The 21705-nt window shown below is 60.7% G+C and carries 20 protein-coding genes and 2 pseudogenes; 19 read left to right on the forward strand and 3 right to left on the reverse strand.

The genetic code is table 11. The annotated features are described in order from the left end of the window. Positions 1 to 1865 precede the first annotated feature (1865 nt). The 3 genes from ACZ9EJ_RS26495 (at position 1866) to ACZ9EJ_RS26505 (ending at position 4742) form a co-directional block, all read left to right on the forward strand. Positions 1866 to 2930: a sensor histidine kinase gene (locus ACZ9EJ_RS26495; RefSeq protein WP_046641042.1), complete on the forward strand. Its 1065-nt coding sequence runs from the start codon at positions 1866 to 1868 to the stop codon at positions 2928 to 2930. Between the two features lie 461 nt (positions 2931 to 3391). Further along, complete coding sequence (locus ACZ9EJ_RS26500) at positions 3392 to 4054, forward strand: transcriptional regulator (RefSeq protein WP_046642740.1); 663 nt, start codon at positions 3392 to 3394, stop codon at positions 4052 to 4054. A gap of 130 nt (positions 4055 to 4184) precedes the next feature. Next, positions 4185 to 4742, forward strand: coding sequence for a hypothetical protein (locus tag ACZ9EJ_RS26505; protein ID WP_255736651.1), 558 nt, complete (start codon positions 4185 to 4187; stop codon positions 4740 to 4742). 238 nt (positions 4743 to 4980) lie between these two features. Here the strand turns inward: ACZ9EJ_RS26505 and ACZ9EJ_RS26510 are convergent, their stop codons facing one another. Continuing rightward, the gene (locus tag ACZ9EJ_RS26510; RefSeq protein WP_046641906.1) at positions 4981 to 5196 is read right to left on the reverse strand and encodes a hypothetical protein; all 216 of its coding nucleotides are present in this window, start codon (positions 5194 to 5196) and stop codon (positions 4981 to 4983) included. Positions 5197 to 5368: 172 nt separating this feature from the next. Here ACZ9EJ_RS26510 and ACZ9EJ_RS26515 point away from each other — a divergent pair, with 172 nt between their 5' ends. From ACZ9EJ_RS26515 to ACZ9EJ_RS26565, 11 genes and pseudogenes are all read left to right on the forward strand, one after another. After that, the gene (locus tag ACZ9EJ_RS26515) at positions 5369 to 7504 is read left to right on the forward strand and encodes a ParB/RepB/Spo0J family partition protein (protein WP_046641905.1); all 2136 of its coding nucleotides are present in this window, start codon (positions 5369 to 5371) and stop codon (positions 7502 to 7504) included. A 72-nt stretch (positions 7505 to 7576) separates the two neighbouring features. Then, positions 7577 to 8233, forward strand: a complete 657-nt coding sequence (locus tag ACZ9EJ_RS26520; protein ID WP_046626868.1) for a hypothetical protein — start codon at positions 7577 to 7579, stop codon at positions 8231 to 8233. Between the two features lie 75 nt (positions 8234 to 8308). Then, positions 8309 to 9499, forward strand: coding sequence for a hypothetical protein (locus ACZ9EJ_RS26525; RefSeq protein WP_046641904.1), 1191 nt, complete (start codon positions 8309 to 8311; stop codon positions 9497 to 9499). Between the two features lie 92 nt (positions 9500 to 9591). Next, positions 9592 to 9846 carry a DUF6117 family protein gene (locus tag ACZ9EJ_RS26530; RefSeq protein WP_046641903.1) on the forward strand — a complete coding sequence of 85 codons (255 nt, stop codon included), beginning with the start codon at positions 9592 to 9594 and terminating at the stop codon, positions 9844 to 9846. Between the two features lie 354 nt (positions 9847 to 10200). Next, positions 10201 to 11811, forward strand: a pseudogene (locus ACZ9EJ_RS26535) (strawberry notch C-terminal domain-containing protein); the annotation flags it as partial. 12 nt (positions 11812 to 11823) lie between these two features. Continuing rightward, the gene (locus ACZ9EJ_RS26540; RefSeq protein WP_046641902.1) at positions 11824 to 12873 is read left to right on the forward strand and encodes a DUF7146 domain-containing protein; all 1050 of its coding nucleotides are present in this window, start codon (positions 11824 to 11826) and stop codon (positions 12871 to 12873) included. Between the two features lie 376 nt (positions 12874 to 13249). Then, a complete protein-coding gene (locus ACZ9EJ_RS26545) occupies positions 13250 to 14191 on the forward strand; it encodes a DUF2493 domain-containing protein (RefSeq protein WP_046641901.1) in 942 nt (313 codons plus the stop codon). Between the two features lie 81 nt (positions 14192 to 14272). Continuing rightward, entirely contained in the window at positions 14273 to 14533 is a 261-nt protein-coding gene (locus ACZ9EJ_RS26550) for a type II toxin-antitoxin system Phd/YefM family antitoxin (RefSeq protein WP_046627619.1), read from the forward strand. Beyond that, positions 14523 to 14942: a hypothetical protein gene (locus ACZ9EJ_RS26555; protein ID WP_046626879.1), complete on the forward strand. Its 420-nt coding sequence runs from the start codon at positions 14523 to 14525 to the stop codon at positions 14940 to 14942. The genes ACZ9EJ_RS26550 and ACZ9EJ_RS26555 overlap by 11 nt, the downstream gene beginning before the upstream one ends. 582 nt (positions 14943 to 15524) lie before the next feature. Next, a complete protein-coding gene (locus tag ACZ9EJ_RS26560; protein WP_037115718.1) occupies positions 15525 to 15848 on the forward strand; it encodes a DUF736 domain-containing protein in 324 nt (107 codons plus the stop codon). 55 nt (positions 15849 to 15903) lie between these two features. Further along, a complete protein-coding gene (locus ACZ9EJ_RS26565; protein WP_046641900.1) occupies positions 15904 to 16236 on the forward strand; it encodes a hypothetical protein in 333 nt (110 codons plus the stop codon). A gap of 59 nt (positions 16237 to 16295) precedes the next feature. Here ACZ9EJ_RS26565 and ACZ9EJ_RS26570 read toward each other — a convergent pair whose 3' ends face one another. Further along, positions 16296 to 16634 (reverse strand): HU family DNA-binding protein, encoded by a 339-nt coding sequence (locus ACZ9EJ_RS26570; protein ID WP_476100134.1) that lies wholly within the window; start codon positions 16632 to 16634, stop codon positions 16296 to 16298. A 338-nt stretch (positions 16635 to 16972) separates the two neighbouring features. On the opposite strand from ACZ9EJ_RS26570, the gene ACZ9EJ_RS26575 reads away from it, so the two are divergent. Then, entirely contained in the window at positions 16973 to 17137 is a 165-nt protein-coding gene (locus ACZ9EJ_RS26575; RefSeq protein ID WP_255736653.1) for a hypothetical protein, read from the forward strand. Between the two features lie 222 nt (positions 17138 to 17359). Here the strand turns inward: ACZ9EJ_RS26575 and ACZ9EJ_RS26580 are convergent. Continuing rightward, positions 17360 to 17607, reverse strand: a pseudogene (locus ACZ9EJ_RS26580) (WGR domain-containing protein); the annotation flags it as partial. A 795-nt stretch (positions 17608 to 18402) separates the two neighbouring features. On the opposite strand from ACZ9EJ_RS26580, the gene ACZ9EJ_RS26585 reads away from it, so the two are divergent. The 4 genes from ACZ9EJ_RS26585 to ACZ9EJ_RS26600 all read left to right on the forward strand — a co-directional run bounded on the left by ACZ9EJ_RS26585 (position 18403) and on the right by ACZ9EJ_RS26600 (position 21704). Continuing rightward, positions 18403 to 19311 (forward strand): hypothetical protein, encoded by a 909-nt coding sequence (locus tag ACZ9EJ_RS26585; protein WP_476100137.1) that lies wholly within the window; start codon positions 18403 to 18405, stop codon positions 19309 to 19311. A gap of 676 nt (positions 19312 to 19987) precedes the next feature. Further along, on the forward strand, positions 19988 to 21022 hold the full coding sequence (locus tag ACZ9EJ_RS26590; RefSeq protein ID WP_255736654.1) for a lytic transglycosylase domain-containing protein: 1035 nt from the start codon (positions 19988 to 19990) through the stop codon (positions 21020 to 21022). Next, positions 21019 to 21378 carry a TrbC/VirB2 family protein gene (locus ACZ9EJ_RS26595; RefSeq protein WP_046641897.1) on the forward strand — a complete coding sequence of 120 codons (360 nt, stop codon included), beginning with the start codon at positions 21019 to 21021 and terminating at the stop codon, positions 21376 to 21378. Before ACZ9EJ_RS26590 ends, ACZ9EJ_RS26595 begins: the two co-directional genes overlap by 4 nt. Positions 21379 to 21380: 2 nt before the next feature. Beyond that, complete coding sequence (locus ACZ9EJ_RS26600; RefSeq protein ID WP_046627623.1) at positions 21381 to 21704, forward strand: VirB3 family type IV secretion system protein; 324 nt, start codon at positions 21381 to 21383, stop codon at positions 21702 to 21704. The last annotated feature ends 1 nt before the right edge of the window (position 21705 follow it).

Here is a 21705-nt window from a genome sequence, read left to right on the forward strand (position 1 = left end):
TGGCGGATTGCAAGATCCTAGAATAGTCCGGGGGCCGATCCCATCCGTGCTCGGGTGAGCAACGGGGACAGGGCATGCCGGCGGCACCGCAGCCGCAACAACGCGTTCCACTCCAAACTCGGGTTGGATGAGCCTCGCAGACCCAGCCCGTATCCTGACATGTTTTGCATTGTCGCATCCAAGCGCCTCCGTTCGCACCGGAACATGGAGTCACGGGTCAGATGGTCAACGGGACTGGAACAAGAACGAACGACCAAAACTCCGACCGAAGCATTGAAAGGTGCGGGGGGTGTGATGGTTTATCAGTGGGAGAGACGGCGAACACGCCGCGCGGACGTGATCAAGATGATCTCGGCTCTGCTCGCCGGCGTGGTCGTTGCCGGTATGGGAGCTTGGTGTCAACGCCCCGAAGAAGGGAACGCCGCGATACGGTCGAAACCGGCCGACTGGCACGTCTTGAGCTTTACGAACGGGTTTGCAGCGCTCTCGAATTTGGCCTCTCCGGCACAACATTGGCCGCAGTCTGCAGGCAGAACCACATACCATTCCCGGGTCGGGATACTGGACGTGCAAGCCCTTGGGGCTTGCCGTAGAACTGCCTGTATTCCCGAGGGATCTGGCGACCCCATAGAAATAACAGCTTCCGCCCCAAAGCCGCGCATAGGAGAGCGCCTGAGAGTAGTGCCAAGCGAAAGATCAAGCAACCTCAAAGGCTTGTCGCCTGGAACGTCACCCGCATCCTCCATGGCGTCGAAAAAAGCATTGCGGAAGACCCGGCCAAGATGCACCGATGGCGCCATCGTCGCGTAAAAAGCCGCCAGCTGTGAGCCGACGGCCTGACAACGTGCTTAAAGCGACGCCGCTTACTTGCTCGGGGCGGCCGTGCGTGGTGCCGGGGTACCTGACGCCGGCGCAGCGGCTGGCGGCGCTGCGCCTGTGGCTGGCGCTGATGTGCCCGCCGGGACATTGATGTTCACGTCGGTGCCGCCACCATCGATGTCAATGATGCCGGAAAACAATAAGAGCCCTCCGACGGCCACCACCGCGATAATAACAGCTACAGCCCAACCCGCGCTGCTGCTTCGGCCGGTGTTAATCACTGTAGGTCCACGATCAGTCATTTTATTCTCCGCGTTTGCATTATGGGTGTAACGCAGGGATGCGACACATGTTCCTATCTACCTGTGCTTGTGAATGCCGGTGAAATTCATAACTCTAGCTCAATTGGAGGTACCGGCGTGATCGCAGATCGTGAGGGCGCGACCCCGATCCCTTCGTCGTCCATCGAAGCCGGTCTTCCGGTCGTGGTTTCGCGACAGAGGTCTTTGCTGCGGCGCACATGCTGAGTTCTATCCCCCGGAATGGGCTCGATCCTCCAATGTCGGGGCCGACTTCCTGTGTCGTCGCACCCAGGCAGCGCGGAATTCCGCTATCTGCCGCTCATCACACGAGGAAGATTTCGCAAGCCCTCACAGGCCAGGAGGACATGAGAATTGCGCAAGCCTGCTCCGTGCTGACGACTTTGCAGCGCTGGCCGTTGCCATCCTCATTGAGGACCGGGTGCGCCAGTTGCCGTGATCGAGCATGCGTTCCGAAGGCCGATTTGGTCATCCGTTCAAACGCGGGCTTGGCCTCGCGTGCGCAAACTGCCGAACTCAGCGGCCTTAGCCTTGCGATCTACAGCCTGGTTGGTCGGGCGCCTTTACTGGGACAGACATACGATAAATAGTCCACATCTTTCAGTAAGCTCATGCTATAAGAAATCAACGAGGAGCTGTGGATCACGATTAGATCCGTTCGACTTGCAGAATTATCTGCGGGTAACGCTTTCGCTCCGAGAGCCTCCAGGCCCATGAAGGGCTGATATGACCGTAACGATTCCGCCTCCCGAGCCATTCGACTTTGCTCTCGCCATGATCATGGCGTCTGCCACCCCCCTGTTGATGCTCGACGGAAACCTTGTGATCCTTGCGGGCAGCAAGTCGTTCTGTGGCGCGTTCCAGATCGATCCGGCAGCCGTCAACGGCAACCCCATGGCGGGCCTAGGTTCCGGCGAATGGGATATTCCGCAGCTTGATTCACTATTGCGGGCGACAGCGAATGGCTTTGCTGAAATAACCGACTATGAGCTGAAACTGAAGCGATCGGGTCGACCCACGCGCGACCTTCTGGTGAACGCCCATAAGGTTGCAAACCCTGATGGCTCTCATGTGCGCGTCCTTGTCTCGGTGGCCGATATCACGGAAGCGCGACTTAACGAGAAGCTGAAAGACGACCTCCTGCGCGACAAAGCTATCCTATTGCTGGAGCTTCAGCACCGCGTCGCAAACAGCCTGCAGATCATCGCAAGCGTCTTGATGCAAAGCGCCAGAAAAGTTCAATCGGAGGAATCGCGAACGCATCTCTATGATGCCCATAATCGGGTGATGTCGATCGCGACACTCCAGAAACAATTGGCCGCGTCCGCATCGGATGAGGTTTCCCTACGCCCCTATCTGACGGACCTGTGCCGAAGCATTGGTGCTTCGATGATACAAGATCGGAATCTCGTATCGTTGGAGGTCGCCGTGGATGAGACAATCGTGAAAGCCGATATCTCGATCAGCATTGGTCTGGTGGTCACCGAGCTGGTAATAAATGCGCTGAAACACGCGTTCACCAGTCAGGGTCACGGCAATATCGTTGTCAGTTACAAGGCGGCCGGGTCTGGTTGGTCACTCTCCGTAAGTGATGATGGCATCGGCATGGCTGATGATCACCCGAAGCCCAAGGCGGGCTTGGGAACCAACATCGTACAAGCGCTCGCCGCGCAACTAGACGCGGATATAGAGGTCACCAACTGCGCTCCGGGCACGCGTGTCTCGCTGTCCCACCGGCATCAAAGCGACGGCGATGACCCGCCATTGTCATTGCAACACGATGCGGTCTGACGAGGTGGATGTGATGTTCTCCCGAATGATCCAGCCGCCATCGGGGCGTGTCGCGAAGTTTTCTGTTAACGCGGATTTGAGATTTGGATGGTGAAACGGCGCTCCGATTTGTTGGAGCGCCGTTTCATGATTCTGAATGCGATTGCCGGAAACTTGAACGCCAGTCGAAGGACCTGGCGTGATGCCGTCAACATAACCACCTTACTTGGAAAGCCTGGTCGTACTGATGGCGATGGCATCGGCCGCTTCGATTCCGGGATTTCATAAATGAGGCAGCACGGGTGATTTAATGCTAGGCGCGATGGTGTAGTCAGCAGCAGATGTGAGATTTCGTAGGACCTACAAGGCTCCGAATATGTCGAAAAGCCTGGACCGCCGGGGCGATAGCGGTTATCTGCAGGACTTGTTGCGATGCTGAAACATCGCCGAAACATCACCGCAGACACCCAAGGCCTCTCAAAGTGAAAAAAGTCCAGCGCAGCTTTGCCGTCGAATACAGATCTGGTCGGCGAAAAGTGAACTCCAATCCGAATTCGATCTGGGGGGACATGGATCTCAGGTCCGTTGCGCAGGATCTGCAGGACGAGGCAACGCCGTTGTTGACCGGAACGTCTGAGGTCATCAGCAGCGAGAGGGTTTTCACCGGCGAAGAACAGGCCTCGGCGTTGTTGACACTGCCGATGGAGCAGCAGACAAATGTACCGGCTTTACAGGAGACCAGAATGGCCGACGAAAACAATACGATGACTGATGTTGATACGCCGGCCGTAGCGGCGCCCGCTGTACCCAAGAAGGAGCGCAAACCTCGCGCCAGGAAGGCGGTACCTGAAACCGTCTCGGCAGCGGTTTCGGCGCAACCGGCAGCGGCTTCGAATGCCGCAGTTGGAAAGCCGAAGAGAGGACGCAAGGCAAAGTCCGACGAAGGTGCGACAAGCGCCAAGCGTGCGCCTGTCAAGCGGGCTCCGAAGGCCGTGCAGGCAGCGGCTATTCCTTCGACGGCGGCAGTCGATGAGTTTGCGGATCTTCTACAGCTGGAAGAGGAAAACCAAAAACTGCGCAAGCTGCTGGCCGAGAAGCTCCGTGCTGAAAATGTCGATCTGCGAAAGCGGCTCAACCTCGGTTGATCGTTAGCAGCCGGTCAAGCGCTGGCCGCATTCTCATGATTATTGAAACGAACATATTGGCGGCGGCTAGTCCTGCCGCCAACGCCTTTGCCCGCTGCCTGCATGCGGGGTAGAATACGAGGTCGAAAAAATGGCGTCTCCATGGAAACTTCTGGCTCGGCTGGTGTCGCCGCGACGTCAACAGACACAGGAACACGGCTCGACCGATGATGTGAAGCCGGAGCTGTTGGCCATCGCCAAGCCGACTGAAACGGCTGCCGATAACGGATTGAACACCGCGGCGCCTCCGGTCGACGAAAAGCCCGTCGCCGACGAACAATCGGAGGCGATGTCAGCGGACCCGGATCATTCCCAAACGGCAAGAACTCTCCATGGCAAGGCGGATAGCGAAAACGCCGGGTCTGCGGAGGCGGCTGATCCGGCCTTATCCGATGACGCGGCGGCGGTCGCACGCGAAACACGAACAACCTCGCAGGCTGGCGAAGGCGCAACGCGAAAACGCAGCAGGCGGGGTAAGGCAACGGAAACGATTGAAGCCGTTCTGCCACCCTCTCCAGGCGTTCACGCCGTTTCTGACGATGCGATCAGCCTTGACGAAGAGATCAGGTTGCTCCGGGAGCAATTGGCGCGCAAGCTTCGGCTGCAAAATGCACAGCTGAAGAGGATGCTGGAGCGGTTCGAACGCTGAGCGTATCATTATCCATCGCACCAATCGGGCCAATCTGTCTTGAGTGGGCAATGTGTTTGCGATGACGGAAGCGCTCACCTGCTGACATTGATCCTCGCCGGAATGGCCACGGCTGTGGCTCGGCATCGAAGGATGAACCGTGCCGAAATCTGTCGGCTGAAGGCAACTGAGAAAACAAATGCTGGGGTTGGATTCCCCCGACACGTCGGGTCTGTTTAGCTCACCAGCCTGATCGCCGTCACAGCTCAGACAACGCCCTGTGCTCGGCCGCGGCTGCCTTCAGCGTTTCGATCGTTCGGTTTCCTTCGCGAAACAGGTTGAGCATCACCGCTGCCGCAAGCTCGACATCCGGATTGTCCTTAGGCAAACCGCGCCGCGCCCGCCATTCCTCCAGCACAATGTCCGGGATTTCCAGTTCGTCCGGCCCAAAGGTCGTCTCCAGAAACTGATGCATGCTCGAATGACCCCTTCACAAGTGACGGCCGCAATGTGGGGAGGGATCGGCGCGGATCAAGGGCGGATTCCCATGCGGAGCGGTTGCAGAATGGAAGAGGAGGGAAGGGGAGCTGTGACGGATTGAGAGGGTTGGAGAGAGGCTCCGGCCGGTCCGTCACGGAGAAACTGACATGGCACAGGCCATCCAGAAAATCACGCTCAGCAGTGGACGTGACATTCCCTTCAACAAGCTCGTCTTGAGCCAGCAGAATGTCCGCAAGATCAAGGCGGGCATTTCAATCGAGGATCTCGCGGAGGATATCGCACGCCGGGGACTTCTGACCAGTCTCAATGTCCGGCCCGAACTCGATGGCGATGGCAACGAGACAGGCATCTACCGCATTCCTGCCGGCGGCCGGCGCTACCGTGCGCTCGAATTGCTCGTTTCCCAGAAACGGCTTTTGAAAACCGCCGGCGTGCCCTGCATCGTCAGCAGCGGCGAAACGCCGGAGATCGAAGATTCGCTCGCTGAGAACGTGCAGCGTGTCGACCTTCATCCTCTCGACCAGTTCAGGGCATTCCAGAACTTGCGCGAACAGGGGCAGAGCGAAGAAGACATCGCCGCCCGCTTTTTCGTCTCGGTCGCGACGGTGCGCCAGAGATTGCGACTGGCGTCCGTCTCGCCGCGGCTGCTCGATCTTTACGCGGCCGACGAGATGACCCTGCAGCAGGTGATGGCGTTCTCGATCACCAACGATCACGTTCGTCAGGAGCAGGTCTGGGATACCGTTTTGCGGTCTCATGCCCAGGAGCCTTACTATATCCGCAGGCTTCTGACCGAGACGACAATCCGGGCGACCGACCGCCGCGCGGCCTATGTCGGCCTCGAGGCTTATGAAGCTGCCGACGGCGTGGTCGTGCGCGACCTGTTCGACGAGGACAACGGCGGATGGCTCCAGGATCCGGCGCTGCTTGAGCAATTGGTGATCGAGAAGCTGAAGCGCGATGCCGAGACACTCAAGGCCGAGGAAGGCTGGAAGTGGGTCGAGGCCGCCTTCGATTTCCCATATGGCCATACGTCCGGGCTGCGCCATTTCTACGGCGAGCAGGCCGAGATGACCCAGGCGGAACTCGATCGTCGTGACATATTGAGGGCCGAATACGAAAAACTCGATGCGGACTATGCCGAAGCCGAGGACTATTCCGAGGAGACCGAGCGCGTCCTGGAGGAACTCGGGGCCGAACTCGATGAGCTGAATGATCGGCCCTACGTCTTCGATCCCCAAGAGGTTGCCCGTGGGGGGGCCTTCATCTCGCTTGCTGCCAATGGCGGACTGAAGATCGAACGCGGCTTCGTCAGAGCCGAGGATGAGCCTCCGGTCGGAACGATCGATGCCGCCGGAGCGGAGCCGGAGGGCAACGACGACGGCCCGATGCCAGCCTCTTCGTCCGCCCGCGGGATTTCCGTGAATGGTCAGGCGATCTCCGGCGAGACCGCCGAGGATGACGACGACGTCGTCAGGCCATTATCCGATCGACTTGTCCTGGATCTGACGGCGACGCGAACCGTGGCGCTGCGCAATGCGCTTGGCAACGATCCGGTCATCGCCTTTATCGCGGTGCTGCACGCCTTCGTCCTGAAGACCTTCTACCTCTACGGCTCCGACTCATGCCTGGAGCTAACGCTCCAGAGCGCCAGGTTCGCCCAGACACCAGGACTCGGAGACACCGTCTGGGCCAAGGAAATCGATCGGCGGCACGAAGCCTGGGGCCAGGATCTGCCGAAATCGCCGGACGACCTCTGGACCTTCCTGATCGCGCTCGATGAGGTCGGCCGACAAGCCCTGTTTGCCCATTGCGCCTCGTTGTCGCTCAATGCGGTCACCGAGCCGTGGAACAAGCGCGCACGTGCGATTGCTCATGCGGACCAGGTCGCCCGGTCGATCGGTTTCGACATGGTCGCGGCGGGCTGGGCGCCGACGGTGGATTCCTATCTCGGCCGTGTCACCAAGTCGCACATTCTCCAGGCGGTCCGTGAGGCGAAGGGTGACCAATCAGCGGAGCTGATCGGCCATCTCAAGAAGTCCGATATGGCCCGCGAGGCCGAGCGGATAATGGCCGGTAGTGGTTGGCTTCCGGAGCCTCTCCGTCTCGCGGCAGATGTCTCTTCCGTCGACGACTCGACGTGCGAAAACGCCGGGATTCCCAACGGAGATGCCAGCGGTAGCGGCAATCCCAATCTTCCGGCGCTCCTGGCCGACGATGCTGACAATGTGTCCGCGCCGACGGAGCTCGCCGAACAGCAGCACGTCGACGCGGCCGAGTAACCATTTCTCGGATCAATCTGCGGCCTGGCTCCGAAAGGAGACCGGGCCGCTTCCATTTTCAGGAGCATTTCAATGCCCGACTTTACGATTGAAACCACCTATCACCGGCCGGTTTTCCGGCGTCGCACTTATGCCGCAGAGTCGCTTGAGGCCGCCTGCCGAGCAGCGGTCGAAGACGACAATTGGGACATCGCCGAGAAAGACTTCGATTCCTCCGGCGAGGTTAATATCACCGGCGTCTGGGAAGGCGTCCATAGCGCCTATACCGGACCGTCAATCCCGGTTCCCTCGCAATTCGATGAAGCTGTTCAGCGGCGTGCACATCATTTCGAGATCCTGCTCGGCCTGTTGAAGATATTCTTCGACGACGCACACGCAGCACGGCCTCCGTCGCCCGACTGGCTTGCCCGCTCAGCCTGGGAGATTGCCCGTGGTGAGGCCATCCTCGGCAACGCTCCGGATCCCGATGAGCCTGTGGATCCGCCAAAGGCGAACCACATCCTGGCACGACTACAGGAAGATCAGGTTCGCAATGCGATCGCAGCCGTACTGGAGGTCGACGACAGTTTCGGCGGGCTCTCGCCGGCCGCGGTGACTGATGATGACATCCATGCGGCGTGCCTCACCGTCGCGACGACGATGGATGTCTCGGACGTCGTCGGCAACGCCGAGTTCCAGGCCGCGCTTGCAGCGATCCGGGCAGCGCATCAGCGCCTCCAGTCAGCCTGACTGACCATCAGCCATTTCACTTCCCCCAACCCAGCCCGGCCACTGCGCCGGGCGCTTATTTTTCAGGAGACTCCAATGAACACTCTAACACCCGACGCCCGGTCCGTGTCCTCGGGCTTCAAGGTCGACATCTCCCGCGGCGAACGTATCGGCCGTGTCTCGTCCGAATGGTTCTCGCGTCCCGACGACGAGCGGTTCCTGTCGCTGACCGAGCTCTACGATACCGTTCGTTCCCGGGCCGACCGCGCCCATGCGCGAACGATCGAAAGTGCTGCGATCCGCGTCGAGGCAACGCGCGACAATGCCGAGCGGCTCGAGCTTCTCGTACCCGGTCAGCGTCAGCCGATCGCACCGACCCATTGGAGCTATGGCCAGCTCTGCAGCCTGGTCGGCGCACCTTCGACCTATATGCGTCAGCTGCCGGCGCCGCTGGCCGCCATCAATCTGCAGCACGGTCTGCTCAATCACCGTGCCGAACTCGTCAAGACGCTCGAGATGGATGACGGCCGGCTCGAACTCAGGGCCGTCACCGGGCCGGAATATGGCCGCATCTGGGATCACGAGCTGGTCTCGGCGGTGATGAAGATCGCCGGCAATGGCACGGGTGACACCATATGGAAAGTCCCGGGGGTGCTCGACTGGGTGACGATGACGCACAATCCCTTCGTCGACATCACCAAGGACACGACCACCCTCTATGCTTCGGACCGCGACGTGTTCGTGTTTCTCGTTGACGACACCCATCCCATTGAAGCCGGCCGACTTCCGAATGGTGAGCCTGATTTGTATTTCAGGGGCTTTTATGCCTGGAACTCCGAAGTCGGATCGAAGACGCTCGGCATCGCCTCGTTCTACCTGCGTGCCGTGTGCGCCAACAGGAACATCTGGGGCAGCGAAAATTTTGAGGAGATCACCATCCGGCACTCGAAGTTCGCCGCCGACCGCTTCGCCCATGAAGCCGCACCCGCGTTGACGAGTTTCGCCAATTCCTCTCCCGCATCCTTCGTTGCCGGCATTAAGGCGGCCCGCGAGCGCATTGTTGCGCACGATGACGAGGATCGCGGGACGTTCCTTCGTCGGCGCGGCTTCTCGAAATCCGAGACCGGCAAGATCATCGACACGGTTCTTTCCGAGGAAGGCCGGCCGCCGGAATCGATCTTCGATTTCGTGCAGGGCATCACAGCGCTTGCCCGCGACAAGACCAATCAGGACACGCGTCTCGAACTCGAAGGCAAGGCAAAGAAGCTGCTGGAGCGCGCCTCCTGATCCGGCTTCGAGGAGATCAATAGAACCTCAGCACCCAACATCACCATCAGCCCGGCCGCCGTACCGGGCATTTTCGTTCATGGAACACTGCAATGGCTATACCCGATTACGCCCGCACGAACTTCGACACGCTGCTGCGCGCCGCGTCCGAGGGCAATCTTGCTCTCATGGAATGCCTCGATGCCGCTACACGCGAGCCGCGCTACGTAATCTGCGCCGTCGGCCGCAGTGACAGCGAATTCGTCCTCACGCCATTTGGCCATCTTAGCGAAGGCATTCCCGACGACGCCTGCCTGCCACCCGATCCTGACGATCCGATTGGCGTCATCGTAAGCCCGACGACCTGACGCTGACGATCGCCGGCAGTTCAAGCTGGCGATCCCCGAACCTTCCGTGGCTGCCCCAATATCACTGCTGCGAACTTCGGCAGGACGCTGGGCTCCGTTGTTCTTTCCTCACTCTTGGAGCATCCTTCGATGAATGTCATCGCGCATCCTCAAACTGTTTCCACCTCTCCACGTCCTGATATCAAAGCTGGCGCCGAAGCGCTTATGGATGCTGGCGGTCGGATCATGTCGTTTCTGGAACAGGGCAAAGCCGTTTCCACCACTGACTTGCGGCAGATCATGACCGATGCTTTCGACGGCAGCGACGCGCATATCGACGATCACATCGACCGTTCCATTCAGCCGACCGTGGTGCTGATGAACCACTTCGGAGCGAGCAAAGTTGTCGAGATCACCGGTCGCTCTCGCCGCATCGTCCGCTGCGAGGACAGCAGCTCTATTGCCCGCTATGCCGTGCAGAACCGGCCGGGCAGCGCCAATCTCGACGACGCCCGCGTCTTCATGGACGACGAAAGAGGCATTCTCGTCTTCAGCGATGCCGGTGGGACCGGCAGATCCTACCACGCGGATCTTGCCGCAAAAAATCAGCGCCTGCGTCTTCACAACCTTCTGGAAGTGGGCTGGCGTGCCGACGTGGCGATCCAGGGGCTCGGGCGCAGCCATCGCACCAACCAGAAACAGCCGCCCCGGTTTCGGATGATCGCCACCAATGTCAAGGCGGAGAGGGGTTTCCTCTCGACCATCGCCCGGCGTCTCGACACGCTTGGCGCCATCACGCGCGGCCAGCGCCAGACCGGCGGGCAGGGCATGTTTCGCAGCGAGGACAATCTCGAATCCCAATATGCCCGCGACGCGCTGCGTCAGTTCTATGGCCTGTTGCATGCCGGCAGGATCGATGGCTGCTCGCTCGACAAGTTCGAAAGTATCACCGGCCTGTCGCTCACCTCGGAGGAGGGCGGACTGAAGGATGAGTTGCCCCCGATTCAGACCTTTCTCAATCGCATGCTGGCGCTGACAATTGCCATGCAGAATGTGCTGTTCGAGGCCTTCGAGCAGTTGCTGGCCGCCCGCATCGGGGGAGCGGTTGCCACCGGCATCTATGACAAGGGCCTGGAGACGATCACCGCCGACAGCATGACGGTCACTGAGCGCCGGCTGATTTATACGCACCCGGTCACCGGCGCGCAGTCGCATTTGCTGACGATCGAACGCCGGGATCGCAATGCGCCAATGTTGCTCCATGATGTGTTCGCGCTCGTCAGGCAGGACCCGCGCGCCAGGCTGATGATCAATGGTAGGTCGGGCAGGCACGCTGCGATGGTCCCGACTCGATCGATGATGCTGGACGACGGCTCCGTTCAGCCGCACGTGTCGCTGATCCGGCCAATGGATGAGCTCCGCATCGAAGTCCGGCAACTCCAAGAAACCAACTGGGAGGAAACCGACGAACGGACTTTCGCAGACGCCTGGGAGGCCGAAGTCGCGGCAGTGCTGGAATTCTCGACGTCGACAATGCATGTCGTCAGCGGGTTGTTGCTGCCGATCTGGAAATTGCTGCCCCAGGACTTTTGCCAGGTGCGGCGTCTGCAGACGGATGACGGCGAGTGGATCGTCGGCCGTGTCATTGCTCCGGATCGGCTCGCCGGCCTTTGCCGCAACTTCGGGATCGACCAGACTGTCGTGATCGCGCCGGACCAGGCCTGGGCATCGCTGGTCGACGGATCCTCCATCGTCGGGCTTGCCGGTGGCATGACGCTGCGCCGCGTGCGGGTGATGAACGACTACCGCGTCGAGCTCATCGGCTTCACCGACGGGATGCGCGACTGGCTGCGGTCGATCGGACTGTTCTCGGAGATGATCAATTGGAAGCTGCGTTTCTTCGTGCCTGTCACAGACGAGGGTGCGGCGGTTCTGTCGAAGCTGATGCAACGTCCTCGCCTCAGTGATATCGCCCGCCGCTCGTGAAGGAGATCCGCCATGCTCTCCGCCGCGGATCTTGCGGGCCGTCTCGCGGAAAACGCGGAAGCGGTCTGCCGTCACTATCTCTCCGCCGGCCGCCGTGCCGGCAACTATTGGCTCGTCGGCGACGTCGCCAACAACAAGGGCCAGTCACTCTATGTGCATCTGATCGGCCGGCGGGCCGGTCGGTGGACGGATGCAGCGACCGGCCAGTTCGGTGACCTGCTCGATCTCGTCCGCGAGACCTGCGGCCTCGTGGACTTCCGCGACGCTGCCGAGGAAGCGCGTCATTTTCTCAGCCTGCCCCAACCCGAACCGGTGTCGGGCTGCAGTAGCCGCGGCGGTGATGCCCCACTGATCGAGCGGCCGGCGGCCGAACGAGCACGAAGGCTGTTTCGGATGACGCGGCCGTTGGTGGGCACGCTGGCCGACATCTATCTGCGCGAGCGCGGCATTCTGCGGGCATCGACGCATGCAGCGCTGCGCTTTCATCTGTCCTGCTACTACCGCGATCTCGTCACCGGCCAGACGACCAGTTATCCGGCTCTGATCGCAGCCGTGACCGACGCCGCCGGAGCAATCACCGGCGTCCACCGCACCTATTTGTCGTCGGGGCTCGACCCGGATGGCGTCGGCAAGGCCAAGGTAGAGGATCCCCGCCGCGCGCTAGGCGGGCTGCTCGGCTATGGCGTTCGCTTCCGCTTTCCGGTGAGTGCGCCTGTGCCGGTCCTGGCGGTGGGCGAAGGCCTCGAAACCATGCTGTCGCTGTCGGATATGATGCCTGGCATGCCGATGGTGGCGGCGCTCACGGCCAATCATCTCGCTGCCTTCCACTTCCCGGTCGGATGCCTGCGCATCTATATTGCAGCCGACGCGGATGCCGCCGGCCGGCACGGGATCGAGGGATTGAGCCGGCGAGCGCAAGAGTGCGGGATCCTGCCGCTGGTGCTGTCGCCCGAGCTCGGCGATTTCAACGAGGATCTGCGCTGGCTGGGTCCGGACCGGCTGACCGCCAGCCTGCGAGCTCAAATGGTTCCGGAAGACGCGATGGCTTATCTGCCCGGATGAGACCGGCCGAAAGGGGCAGGCAGGCCGGGCCGGCGGCGGCTTTGGTGAAGCGGGATCCGAGGACGCCTTTCGGAGGGCGCCCGCCCGCGGGCCTGCCAAGAGGCGACCCTTACCACGCGGGCCTCCGGGCCTTCAGCGGGTCACTCGGGGTTCTTCCCCTGCCGGGCCATTTTCGCACATCGGCTCTTTCGGAAACCGGTTCCCAGTTTCCGGGCCGATGCGATGGCCCGTCATTCCTCGCGGATCAACAAACCCTCTTGTCCCCGCCCGGCGCTTCGCTGGGCCGCTGCGCTCCGCTTGCGGTTCCGGCCTCGGCCCGCGTGACCGGGTTCGCCGTCAGGCCGCGAGAGGCGCGGCCCACGAACGGAGAACTACCATGGACCTGATCCTTCACCCCGACGACGGCGTCGAGCCCCACCACGCGTCCTCCCCGACCGACCGCTTCATCTATGAGATGCAGATCTTCGGCTATCGTCCCTTCCAGGACGAGCCCGATCCCCGGCCATTGCCGGAAGAACCGCAGGTCCAGTCATCGATCACCGCGATCTTCGGTGCCTTCGCCGAAATGCTCGGTGACACCCGCCTGGAGCCCGATCTCGAAGACCTCTTCTGGTCGATCCCCAATCTCTTCCATCGCGCCGGCGAGCGCATCCAGCGCGAGCTCGACCGCAACGAGGAAGCGCAGCGCACCGGTCAGCGCGAGCAGGACGGCTCCGAGGTGAAAAGTGTCGAACTCGAACGGCTCATCGCGGAAGGCATCACACTCCTGGAGCGCCGCAACGCCTTCGAGTTCATGCGCGACTGCGCGGCCGACCTCTTTGAGGCGCAGACCGGTTCGTCCTGGCGGCCACGCACCGGCTCCAAGGTCAATCACGCCAACATGACGGCGGCGATGATCGATAGCCGGGACTTCCTCTCCGCTCGACGCCGCGCCGAAACCGAGGTGCTGATCTCGGCCGGCACCAAGATCGCCTTCTCCGGCGGTATGGACTACAACGATCATGAGCGGATCTGGGCCAAGCTCGATCAGGCTCATGCCAAGCATCCCGACATGGTGCTGCTCCATGGCGGCTCGCCAAAAGGCGCCGAACGGATCGCTGCCTGCTGGGCTGAAGCCCGCAAGGTGACGCAGATCACCTTCAAACCCAACTGGACCAAACACGCCAAAGCGGCCCCGTTCCGGCGCAACGACGACATGCTCTCTGTCATGCCCGCTGGATTGATCGTCTTTCCCGGAAACGGCATCACCGGCAATCTTGCCGACAAGGCGCGTCGTCTCGGCATCCCGGTCTGGCAAGCTTCAGGAGACGACGCGTGAGCGCCGTTTCCTCGAAAGATGGAAAATATGGAAAACATGGGAAAAATGGCTTATATGGAAACCGTACTGGAGATTATAGCCATGAAGCAGTTCACGACAGGCGACTTGAACAAACAAATCGGCGATATCACCGACGCGGCGAGCCGCGAGCCGGTGATGCTCACCCGGCACAAGAAGCCGCGTTTCGTGCTGATGAGCTACGAGCACTATGAGCGCATGCGCAGCGGCGGCAACCCCCGCCGTGCCTATCATATCTCGGAGATGCCCGCCGAGCATGCAGAACTGTTCGACGAGGCGCTCGATCGACTGGCGCGCGGTGAAGGCTACGACGATGAGCCGTGAATTCCGCCCTGGCGAGGTCATCTCCTATCCCTACCTGTGGGGCTGGCAGCAGCAGCGCGGCGAAACCGAGGGCCGAAAGCAGCGCCCTGTCTGCGTCGTCATCGCCATCCGAAGTGCCACCGATGGAAGCACGCATCTGGCCCTTCTCGCCATCATTACGCAGCCGCCGCAGGCGGGCCGGATCGCTCTGGAGATCCCCGAAATCGAGCGCAAGCGTGCGGGCCTAAGTGATCTGAAGCGGTGCTGGATCATGGCCGACGAGTACAATTACGATATCGTCGAGGGCTCCTGGTACATCGAGCCCGATCAGGACATCCTCGGCCGCTTCAGCAAATCCTTTACGGTGAAGATCGCCAGACTGTTTGCCGAGGCGCGCGGCCGAACTGGCCGGGTCAACCGGCTTGATTGAGGCTTGGCGCTGCTTCTTCCGCTTTGATCCACGCCGCGTCGTCGCAGTGGCGGATCCGTGGCGCTATCCAATCCACTCCGCGACGATTGCGTGGTTGGCTGGCTGTTCGCGGGCTCTTCTCGATTGATCTGGATGCCCCGCCACCGCTGCAGTCGGCGGCGACATCCCTTGTAATCACCCCTGTTACGCGGTCCTGGGCTGCAGAGCTGCAGTCGCGTCAGGGAATCCGACAATTCGAGCGCGCCGGCTTGGTCATCTTTGATGATGAGGCTGGGATCGGTGCTGATCTATCGCGTCGCGACTGGTTGACGGCCACCGCCCGTTGACCCGAACACCACCGACGCATGTCGCAAGCGCGGCACTCGGCGGGTCCGCAAAGGGCAGCCGGGGCGAGGTCTCCTGCTGACGTCTCAATCAAGGACCATTCCCGTTCTTAATGTCGCCTTTCTAAGGGACCGGCCGCCATCAGCGTCAACCCCGCAAGGGGGTTCCCCTCCGCTTAAGCTTCGGTGACGCCTGCGGCGCAGTCCCTTCTTCGGGCGCCATCGGGAATGGTCCCGATGCAACGAAGGAGACAATCCCATGGCTACCACGATCGCAACCCTCACCGAAAAGACCGACGGCACTCTCGAAGGCGTCTTCGCCACCATCCGGGTCAACGCCCCGATCGCCCTCATCCCGAACGCCAGCAAGGCGAGCGAAGAAGCCCCCGACTACCGCATCATCCATCGCAAGACCGGCTTCGAGATCGGCGCCGGCTGGAACCGCATTTCCCGCCAGACCGGCGAGGAATACATCTCCACGAAGCTCGAAGCGCCTGAGATCGGCGTGATCTTCGGCAACGTCGCCCCCGCACCCGGCGGCGAGCCCGGCAAGAAGGTCATCCTCTGGAACAGCCCGGCCTGAACCGCACCGCCGGCCCCGCAATCGGGGCCGGCGCCTCATTCCAAAGGAGGCCGCCATGAGCCGCTACACAATTACCGTCATCAGGACTGCATCCCGCCACTCAGACCCGGATGCCATTATCGGCTACGACCGTCCGCTCCAGACGTTCTTCCTCCAGGCATTTCCGGACGCCGATGGCGACAATCTTGAACTCTGGCTTGGTACGAACTTCAGGGAACTCGAAACACTTTCGCAACTGCGGACCGCAGCAATCGCGCTCGGTTTCGACTTCATCCCTTTGGCATCCGGCATTCTTCACAAGCTGCTGGACGACCATGCCCGCGAAGCCCATCACGCGGTCAGCGACTCGATCATCCAGGATGTTCTTGAGCGGACATCCGCCCGCTGACGCAGGCCCAAAAAGAAAATAGCCCGGCACGGCGCCGGGCTATTTTTATGCTGACAAAATTACTTGTTCAGTGCGTCTTTCAGTGCCTTCGCCGGCGTAAAGGCCAGCTTCTTGGCGGCGCCAACCTTGATCGTTGCGCCAGTCGACGGGTTGCGAGCCTCGCGCTCCGGCGTTGCCTTGACCTTGAACTTGCCAAAACCCGGAAGCGACGTCTCGTTGCCCGCGACGGCTGCCGCCGTGATGGAGGCGATCACCGCCTCGACGATGGCTTTCCCCTGTACCTTGGTGAGGCCGTGCTCGCCTGCAATCTTGTCGGCAATTTCGTTGGTGGTGGTCATTTCCTGTCTCCGGACCGTGATCGATACGGAATCCCTGCCACCACCGCCGCACGCTGTCATCGACAAACTGCGGCAATTGCCGCGAAAAGCCCCGGATTTCCACAGTTAATCAGGTGGTTGCGTGTCGATAAACCCGAAGACAGGCATCGAGCCCGTCTTCGGGTTCGGGTGCGGTACGGAGAGGTAATGTCTGCTCAGTCGGTCCGATGATGTCATGGGGGCATGACGGCCTCAAGGACGAGCGGTGCCCCCAATTTTGCCTCCGCTCCGGTTCCCTGCACTCCGGCAAAATCGGCACCCCCACTCGCCGCCGCTGGCGGTCGCGTTCCGCGATCCCTGACCCCGCCACGTCCCCATGACCGCGCGCGTCGTCTTTCACAAACGTCGAGGAGACGACGATGCTTCTGGAACAACACATTGAAGAGCTGCGGGCCGAATTGCGAAATGCCGTGTACCCCGCCGAACGCCGCGAGATCGAGGTCGAGCTGGAACTCGCCTGTGCCGAGTTGGCGGTGATCATGGCCGAACAGGAGGGTGTAATCGACGCCGAGCCGCCCTTCTGAGGCGGCTTTCACCATGTCGCCTGGCCTGACGCGCCGGGTCGACCGACGCTTCACGCCCGAAGCTTCGCTTGGCCATTGGCTGGTGTCAGAACCTGCGGTGTTTCCTTTGGAAAGGCCGCCGCCATTGGATACCACTCCATTTTCGATCCCATGCAATCGACATGAGGATGGCGTCGGCCTTCGCGGCGCTCCTTTGCTAAGGATCAGCAGGTCTATCTGGCGGACATGCGGTTTCGGCCTGTATCCGCGCGACCGTCTCTTTCGCAGAAGCTGTAGGAACAGCCTGACCGCCTCTTCCTGCCGCGCGAAATGATGCTCCCGCCTTTGGCCGGTGGCGCCGATCCGACCCCATCGGCGGATGAGACAGACCTCGCCGAACAGGTTGGGCTCGATCGACATGGCATAGGACCGGGCCCTGTTTTTTGGGCATCAATGCGTTCGACATAAAGCTGGTAGCGTTGCGCAATCATCAAACGGAGAATCGTCTCATCGTTCGCATGCCATCGATGCCCGCTCCCTCCAGTCACGGACATCCCGGCAGCTCACGACGACGGCTCGCTTCAGCATCTCTTACCAAACCGGCCTGGCCATCGTGCTGTTCCTCGGGCGCGGATCACAGGCCATGGCCTGTGATCGCTGTTGCTCTGTCTGGCGACTCGCGAAAGCATTGGCACGTCGGGTTCGGTGGCCAGGCCGGTTTGGTAAGAGATGGCAGGATAGGCTATTGGTATACCAATAGCCGTCTCGCCCGCGGGGCGATGGTCGCAAGGCGAGCAAAGCTTGCCGAAAAACTGCGATCTGACCGGCACGCATCGACGTGGACGTACGGGCGTCGGGCCGGAAGGATCGGGGTCTTTAGGCGGGCGGCACGTTATCGGTTGAAGCTGGCAGCTCGTTGAATGCGGGATTGCGATGATCAGCGTTTAGGGCAATCGGGGATTAGGTGAATGTTCGAACTAGCGATTGCGTCGATGTGCAACGCGGTGAATCCGCGTTCGCCCGAATAGGCGAATAGGCGCTTCACCGATTGAGCGGACCAGCGTATCGGTGAAAGAGCGCTTGAGCCAATCACCAAATTTGCGAACCAGTGCGTGCGTGCATCAGCGAGTTCGCGAAGGAGCGATTCAGTGGATATGAGCATCGCCGATGGTGTGAATTGACGAGGCCAAACTCGTGCGAGCCGACCGTGTGGGCGAGTAGCCATTTTTACCAAGCCCAAATTTTAAATCTTGAGCAATTGGTTTCGGACTGCTACAAAATTGTACTTGAGTGCAAGTTTGAACTCTGGAAACCAAACCTTGCCGGTGCCATTTCTTGTCTGCTGCAAGGTGGCGAGCGTCGGATCAGAGCTTGCATTCGCGACACTTTCCATCAGCAAGACGGATTTTCTTCTGACAAGCCATCGGTCCTTACTGACGAAGGAATGGTACAAGGTTCCGGTCTGCGTCGACTGCCCGGATTGCGGCGCGCAAACCCGGTCTGCCGGAATCGTCGTCGGATCGTCAAGCCTGGTGAGCGACGCCGGGTTGTCGGCTGAAAGTGATGACCTGAAGAACGCGTGGGCGCTGCTTGGCGCCTTTGCGTTCGTCGAGTCGATCGGTGGCCGCACCCAGAATATAGAACGCTTCCTTGTCGGCCGTTTTCACAGAGCATTTGCTTTGAGGAGTGATCAGTTGGTGTCGCTCTGCGAGCACTGTGCGGAAAGTCTTAGGCCAAGCCTCCTACGGCCGGCCGTCATGAACGGGTTCGTGCATCTGGGACGGCGGCGGCTGCTGGTCAATGAGCGCTTGCTTCTGTTCTCGTCGGGCGCAGCGCTGACGGAATTTCACGGCGGCACGTCGATCGAAGAGTGCGACCTGCCGCATCCGGACTACGCCTTAATGCTCATCTGCGACACTGAGAGCCACGGCTGTGAAACCGGTACCCTCGAATTGTGGCATAGCATCGCACGCAACGACTACGCCATCGTCGTCAAGGGACATCAGGGTCGCGAGATGTTTCGCGACGGTCTCAATGACGACCTGGCAGAAGTCGTCGCAACCATCTCCAGTCTCGGGCTGGTGCTGACCGAACTGCACATGGCCCAAGCCTCGTCGCCCTTTTGCGGGCTTGCCCGCGATCTCTTTCTCGAAGCCCTTGAACGTGCCGGCTATCGGCAGGAAACCAAGAGATGAAGCCATGCGAACCTCATCAGCTTTGTTTTGGCCGATGGTCGTTGCAATCCCCTTGGTTGCCTGTGGACAACTGACACAGGCCCCGCGACCGCCACAGCCGTTTGCATATCTCACTCTCACGGCCTGCAGAAACTATCCAGGCGACATCGTCGAGTGCCAGTTGGAATATGGCACCGATTTCGGGCGCCACCGTCTCGGTCCCGTGCAGCAGGTCTCACGCAATCTGGCGAGGGGCCTCCATGGTTACCGCTATCGGGTGCTTGACTGCTGGCCGGCATCGAGGGTTCAGCGCGAATTGCCGAATTTCACATGCAGAACCTATCGTAGCCAGTCCGGAGCCGATGCCGGATCGGTTTTGGTCAAAGGCGGCACCGCCGTGCGCTTGGCGCGTATTTTGGGCGATCGAGAGCAGATCTTGCATCGTTGGAAGCCCGATCGATGGGCGCGCCTACACGATTGAATTCTTTGAGTATCTGACTTGTAAGGGATACTGTCCTTCTCAAAAATTGTACTGCAGTGCAATTTTTGTGTTGATTTCCGTCCGATAATGCAGTTCAAAACTTGTACCGAAGTACAAGTCTGGACCGGTTCGGCAATGGATCACAGCTCGCATTCTTCCGTGAGGGAACCGCTAGTCCGTTGGGGACGCAGCGCCTTCTGGCCTGCCGTGACATCCGTGTTTTTTCTTCCCGGATTAGTTTCCAGTTCCTCGGATAATGGACCGCAACGGAATATCGAAAACCCCGACCAAGCGCTCGTTATCCGTTCAAGTGAGGCTGGGGCGCTCCCGACACCGATTGCCGCATCGTATGCCGCCGTTGTAGAAAACCACCTCCTACCGCCATCAATCGATCTGGCCAGCTTCAACCAGCGCTTTGCGGGAAACTCCGACACCGACACGCTCGCGGCGAACCCGCTTCGCGTTGATCAAGCCGGCGTTGATTTCGGTGACCGCGATCCAGAGCTATCAGGAGAAGCGGCAGGTAGCGTGAGAGCACGGCGCGAACGCGCCGTGCTCTCACCAATCAGCGCCTTCTCTTTTGACCCAGGCACAACTCGCCCGCACGCCGATACCGACCTGGCGTCGATGCAACCGCGGCCCGACCTGCTTTCCGGAATCCCCGACGCCTATGCCGAGCTTGCACTGACAATCGCAGTCGAGGAGGGGGTTGATCCCAACTGGGTGCTGTCGATCATGCGGGCCGAAAACGCCGGGTTCGATCCCCGATTGGTCAGTTCGGCCGGCGCGATCGGTTTGATGCAGGTGATGCCGAAAATCGGCGAGGCTTTCGGCGCACATGATCTCACGGATCCGCCACAGAATATCCGCGCCGCCACCCGGTTCCTGCGTGTTCTCATCGACAAGTATCGTAACCCAGTGCTTATCGCCTCGGCCTACAATGCCGGCGAGCCTCGTGTCGACATCCATCAGTCTCTGCCGCTGATCCGCGAAACGGCGGACTATGTGACGCGGGTCGTCGGCTACTACACCGGCGCAGCGGCGCCTGCCCCGACTCCGCAGGCTGGCAAGCTCTCTCGAGCCGAGCCGGGTCCGCCTCGCCGGATTAGGACCGCCGACCGGGCACGATCCCCAATGCTTATTTTCTCAGTTGCGGATCCACGCGCACCGGAAACGCGACTTCACAAGGTGGAGGAGGCGAACCAGTTCGGCGGTCCGCTGAAAATCGTCAAGGAAGAGGTGCATCAATGAACATGCTCGCAGTGGCAGTGCTTTACGGGAGCGTCGCCTGCCGTTCCATGATCAAGCGCAGGTGGGTCGGTCATACCGTAACGGTGTTCGTTGCGGCCATGATCCTGGTCGTCAGCCAATACGAGCCCGCCGCGGCGCAAAACCTCAATGCTTTGCAGAACGCCGCCGATCGGCTCGTACAGTTCTTTACAGGCCCGTTCGGACGGTCTGTTGGAGCCATCGCTTTCATCGGCATGTTCCTGGCTGCGGCCTTCGGCTACTGGTCGTGGGGTGCGCTTCTCCGCGTCGGCGGCAGCCTGGCCGGCATGTTTGCCGCCGCCGAGCTCGTCGACTTCCTCGCCGGAAGCGGATCGTGATCATGACGAGCTTTAGCAGCAAGCCTGACGGTGACGACTATATCGAATCCTATCCTGTCATTCTCGCCCTGACACGTCCGCCGACGGTCATGGGCATACCCTACACCTATTTCCTGGCGGAATGCTTCGTCTCGCTAATGGTGTTCATGATCCTCGGATCGATCCTCTGGTTCCCGGTCTCCTTCGTCATCCTGCACACCATTCTCTATGTGCTGACAGTCAGGCTCGACCTCTGGTTCTTCGACATAGTCGGCAGGCTCAGCATGTGCGGCATCAACCCGCTCGGGCGCAGGCTGGGCGGCGGCATCAGAACCTACGGAGCTTGAT

Source organism: Neorhizobium sp. USDA 3394, assembly GCF_056280385.1.

Bases quoted from the DNA above. Each gene is read 5' to 3' on its own strand.
- ACZ9EJ_RS26540 (WP_046641902.1), top strand. From the start codon at position 11,824: ATGCTCTCCGCCGCGGATCTTGCGGGCCGTCTCGCGGAAAACGCGGAA.
- ACZ9EJ_RS26560 (WP_037115718.1), top strand. From the start codon at position 15,525: ATGGCTACCACGATCGCAACCCTCACCGAAAAGACCGACGGCACTCTC.
- ACZ9EJ_RS26600 (WP_046627623.1), top strand. From the start codon at position 21,381: ATGACGAGCTTTAGCAGCAAGCCTGACGGTGACGACTATATCGAATCC.
- ACZ9EJ_RS26575 (WP_255736653.1), top strand. From the start codon at position 16,973: ATGCTTCTGGAACAACACATTGAAGAGCTGCGGGCCGAATTGCGAAAT.
- ACZ9EJ_RS26495 (WP_046641042.1), top strand. From the start codon at position 1,866: ATGACCGTAACGATTCCGCCTCCCGAGCCATTCGACTTTGCTCTCGCC.
- ACZ9EJ_RS26550 (WP_046627619.1), top strand. From the start codon at position 14,273: ATGAAGCAGTTCACGACAGGCGACTTGAACAAACAAATCGGCGATATC.
- ACZ9EJ_RS26595 (WP_046641897.1), top strand. From the start codon at position 21,019: ATGAACATGCTCGCAGTGGCAGTGCTTTACGGGAGCGTCGCCTGCCGT.
- ACZ9EJ_RS26565 (WP_046641900.1), top strand. From the start codon at position 15,904: ATGAGCCGCTACACAATTACCGTCATCAGGACTGCATCCCGCCACTCA.
- ACZ9EJ_RS26545 (WP_046641901.1), top strand. From the start codon at position 13,250: ATGGACCTGATCCTTCACCCCGACGACGGCGTCGAGCCCCACCACGCG.
- ACZ9EJ_RS26510 (WP_046641906.1), bottom strand. From the start codon at position 5,196: ATGCATCAGTTTCTGGAGACGACCTTTGGGCCGGACGAACTGGAAATC.
- ACZ9EJ_RS26515 (WP_046641905.1), top strand. From the start codon at position 5,369: ATGGCACAGGCCATCCAGAAAATCACGCTCAGCAGTGGACGTGACATT.
- ACZ9EJ_RS26555 (WP_046626879.1), top strand. From the start codon at position 14,523: ATGAGCCGTGAATTCCGCCCTGGCGAGGTCATCTCCTATCCCTACCTG.
- ACZ9EJ_RS26505 (WP_255736651.1), top strand. From the start codon at position 4,185: ATGGCGTCTCCATGGAAACTTCTGGCTCGGCTGGTGTCGCCGCGACGT.
- ACZ9EJ_RS26570 (WP_476100134.1), bottom strand. From the start codon at position 16,634: ATGACAGCGTGCGGCGGTGGTGGCAGGGATTCCGTATCGATCACGGTC.
- ACZ9EJ_RS26520 (WP_046626868.1), top strand. From the start codon at position 7,577: ATGCCCGACTTTACGATTGAAACCACCTATCACCGGCCGGTTTTCCGG.
- ACZ9EJ_RS26530 (WP_046641903.1), top strand. From the start codon at position 9,592: ATGGCTATACCCGATTACGCCCGCACGAACTTCGACACGCTGCTGCGC.
- ACZ9EJ_RS26525 (WP_046641904.1), top strand. From the start codon at position 8,309: ATGAACACTCTAACACCCGACGCCCGGTCCGTGTCCTCGGGCTTCAAG.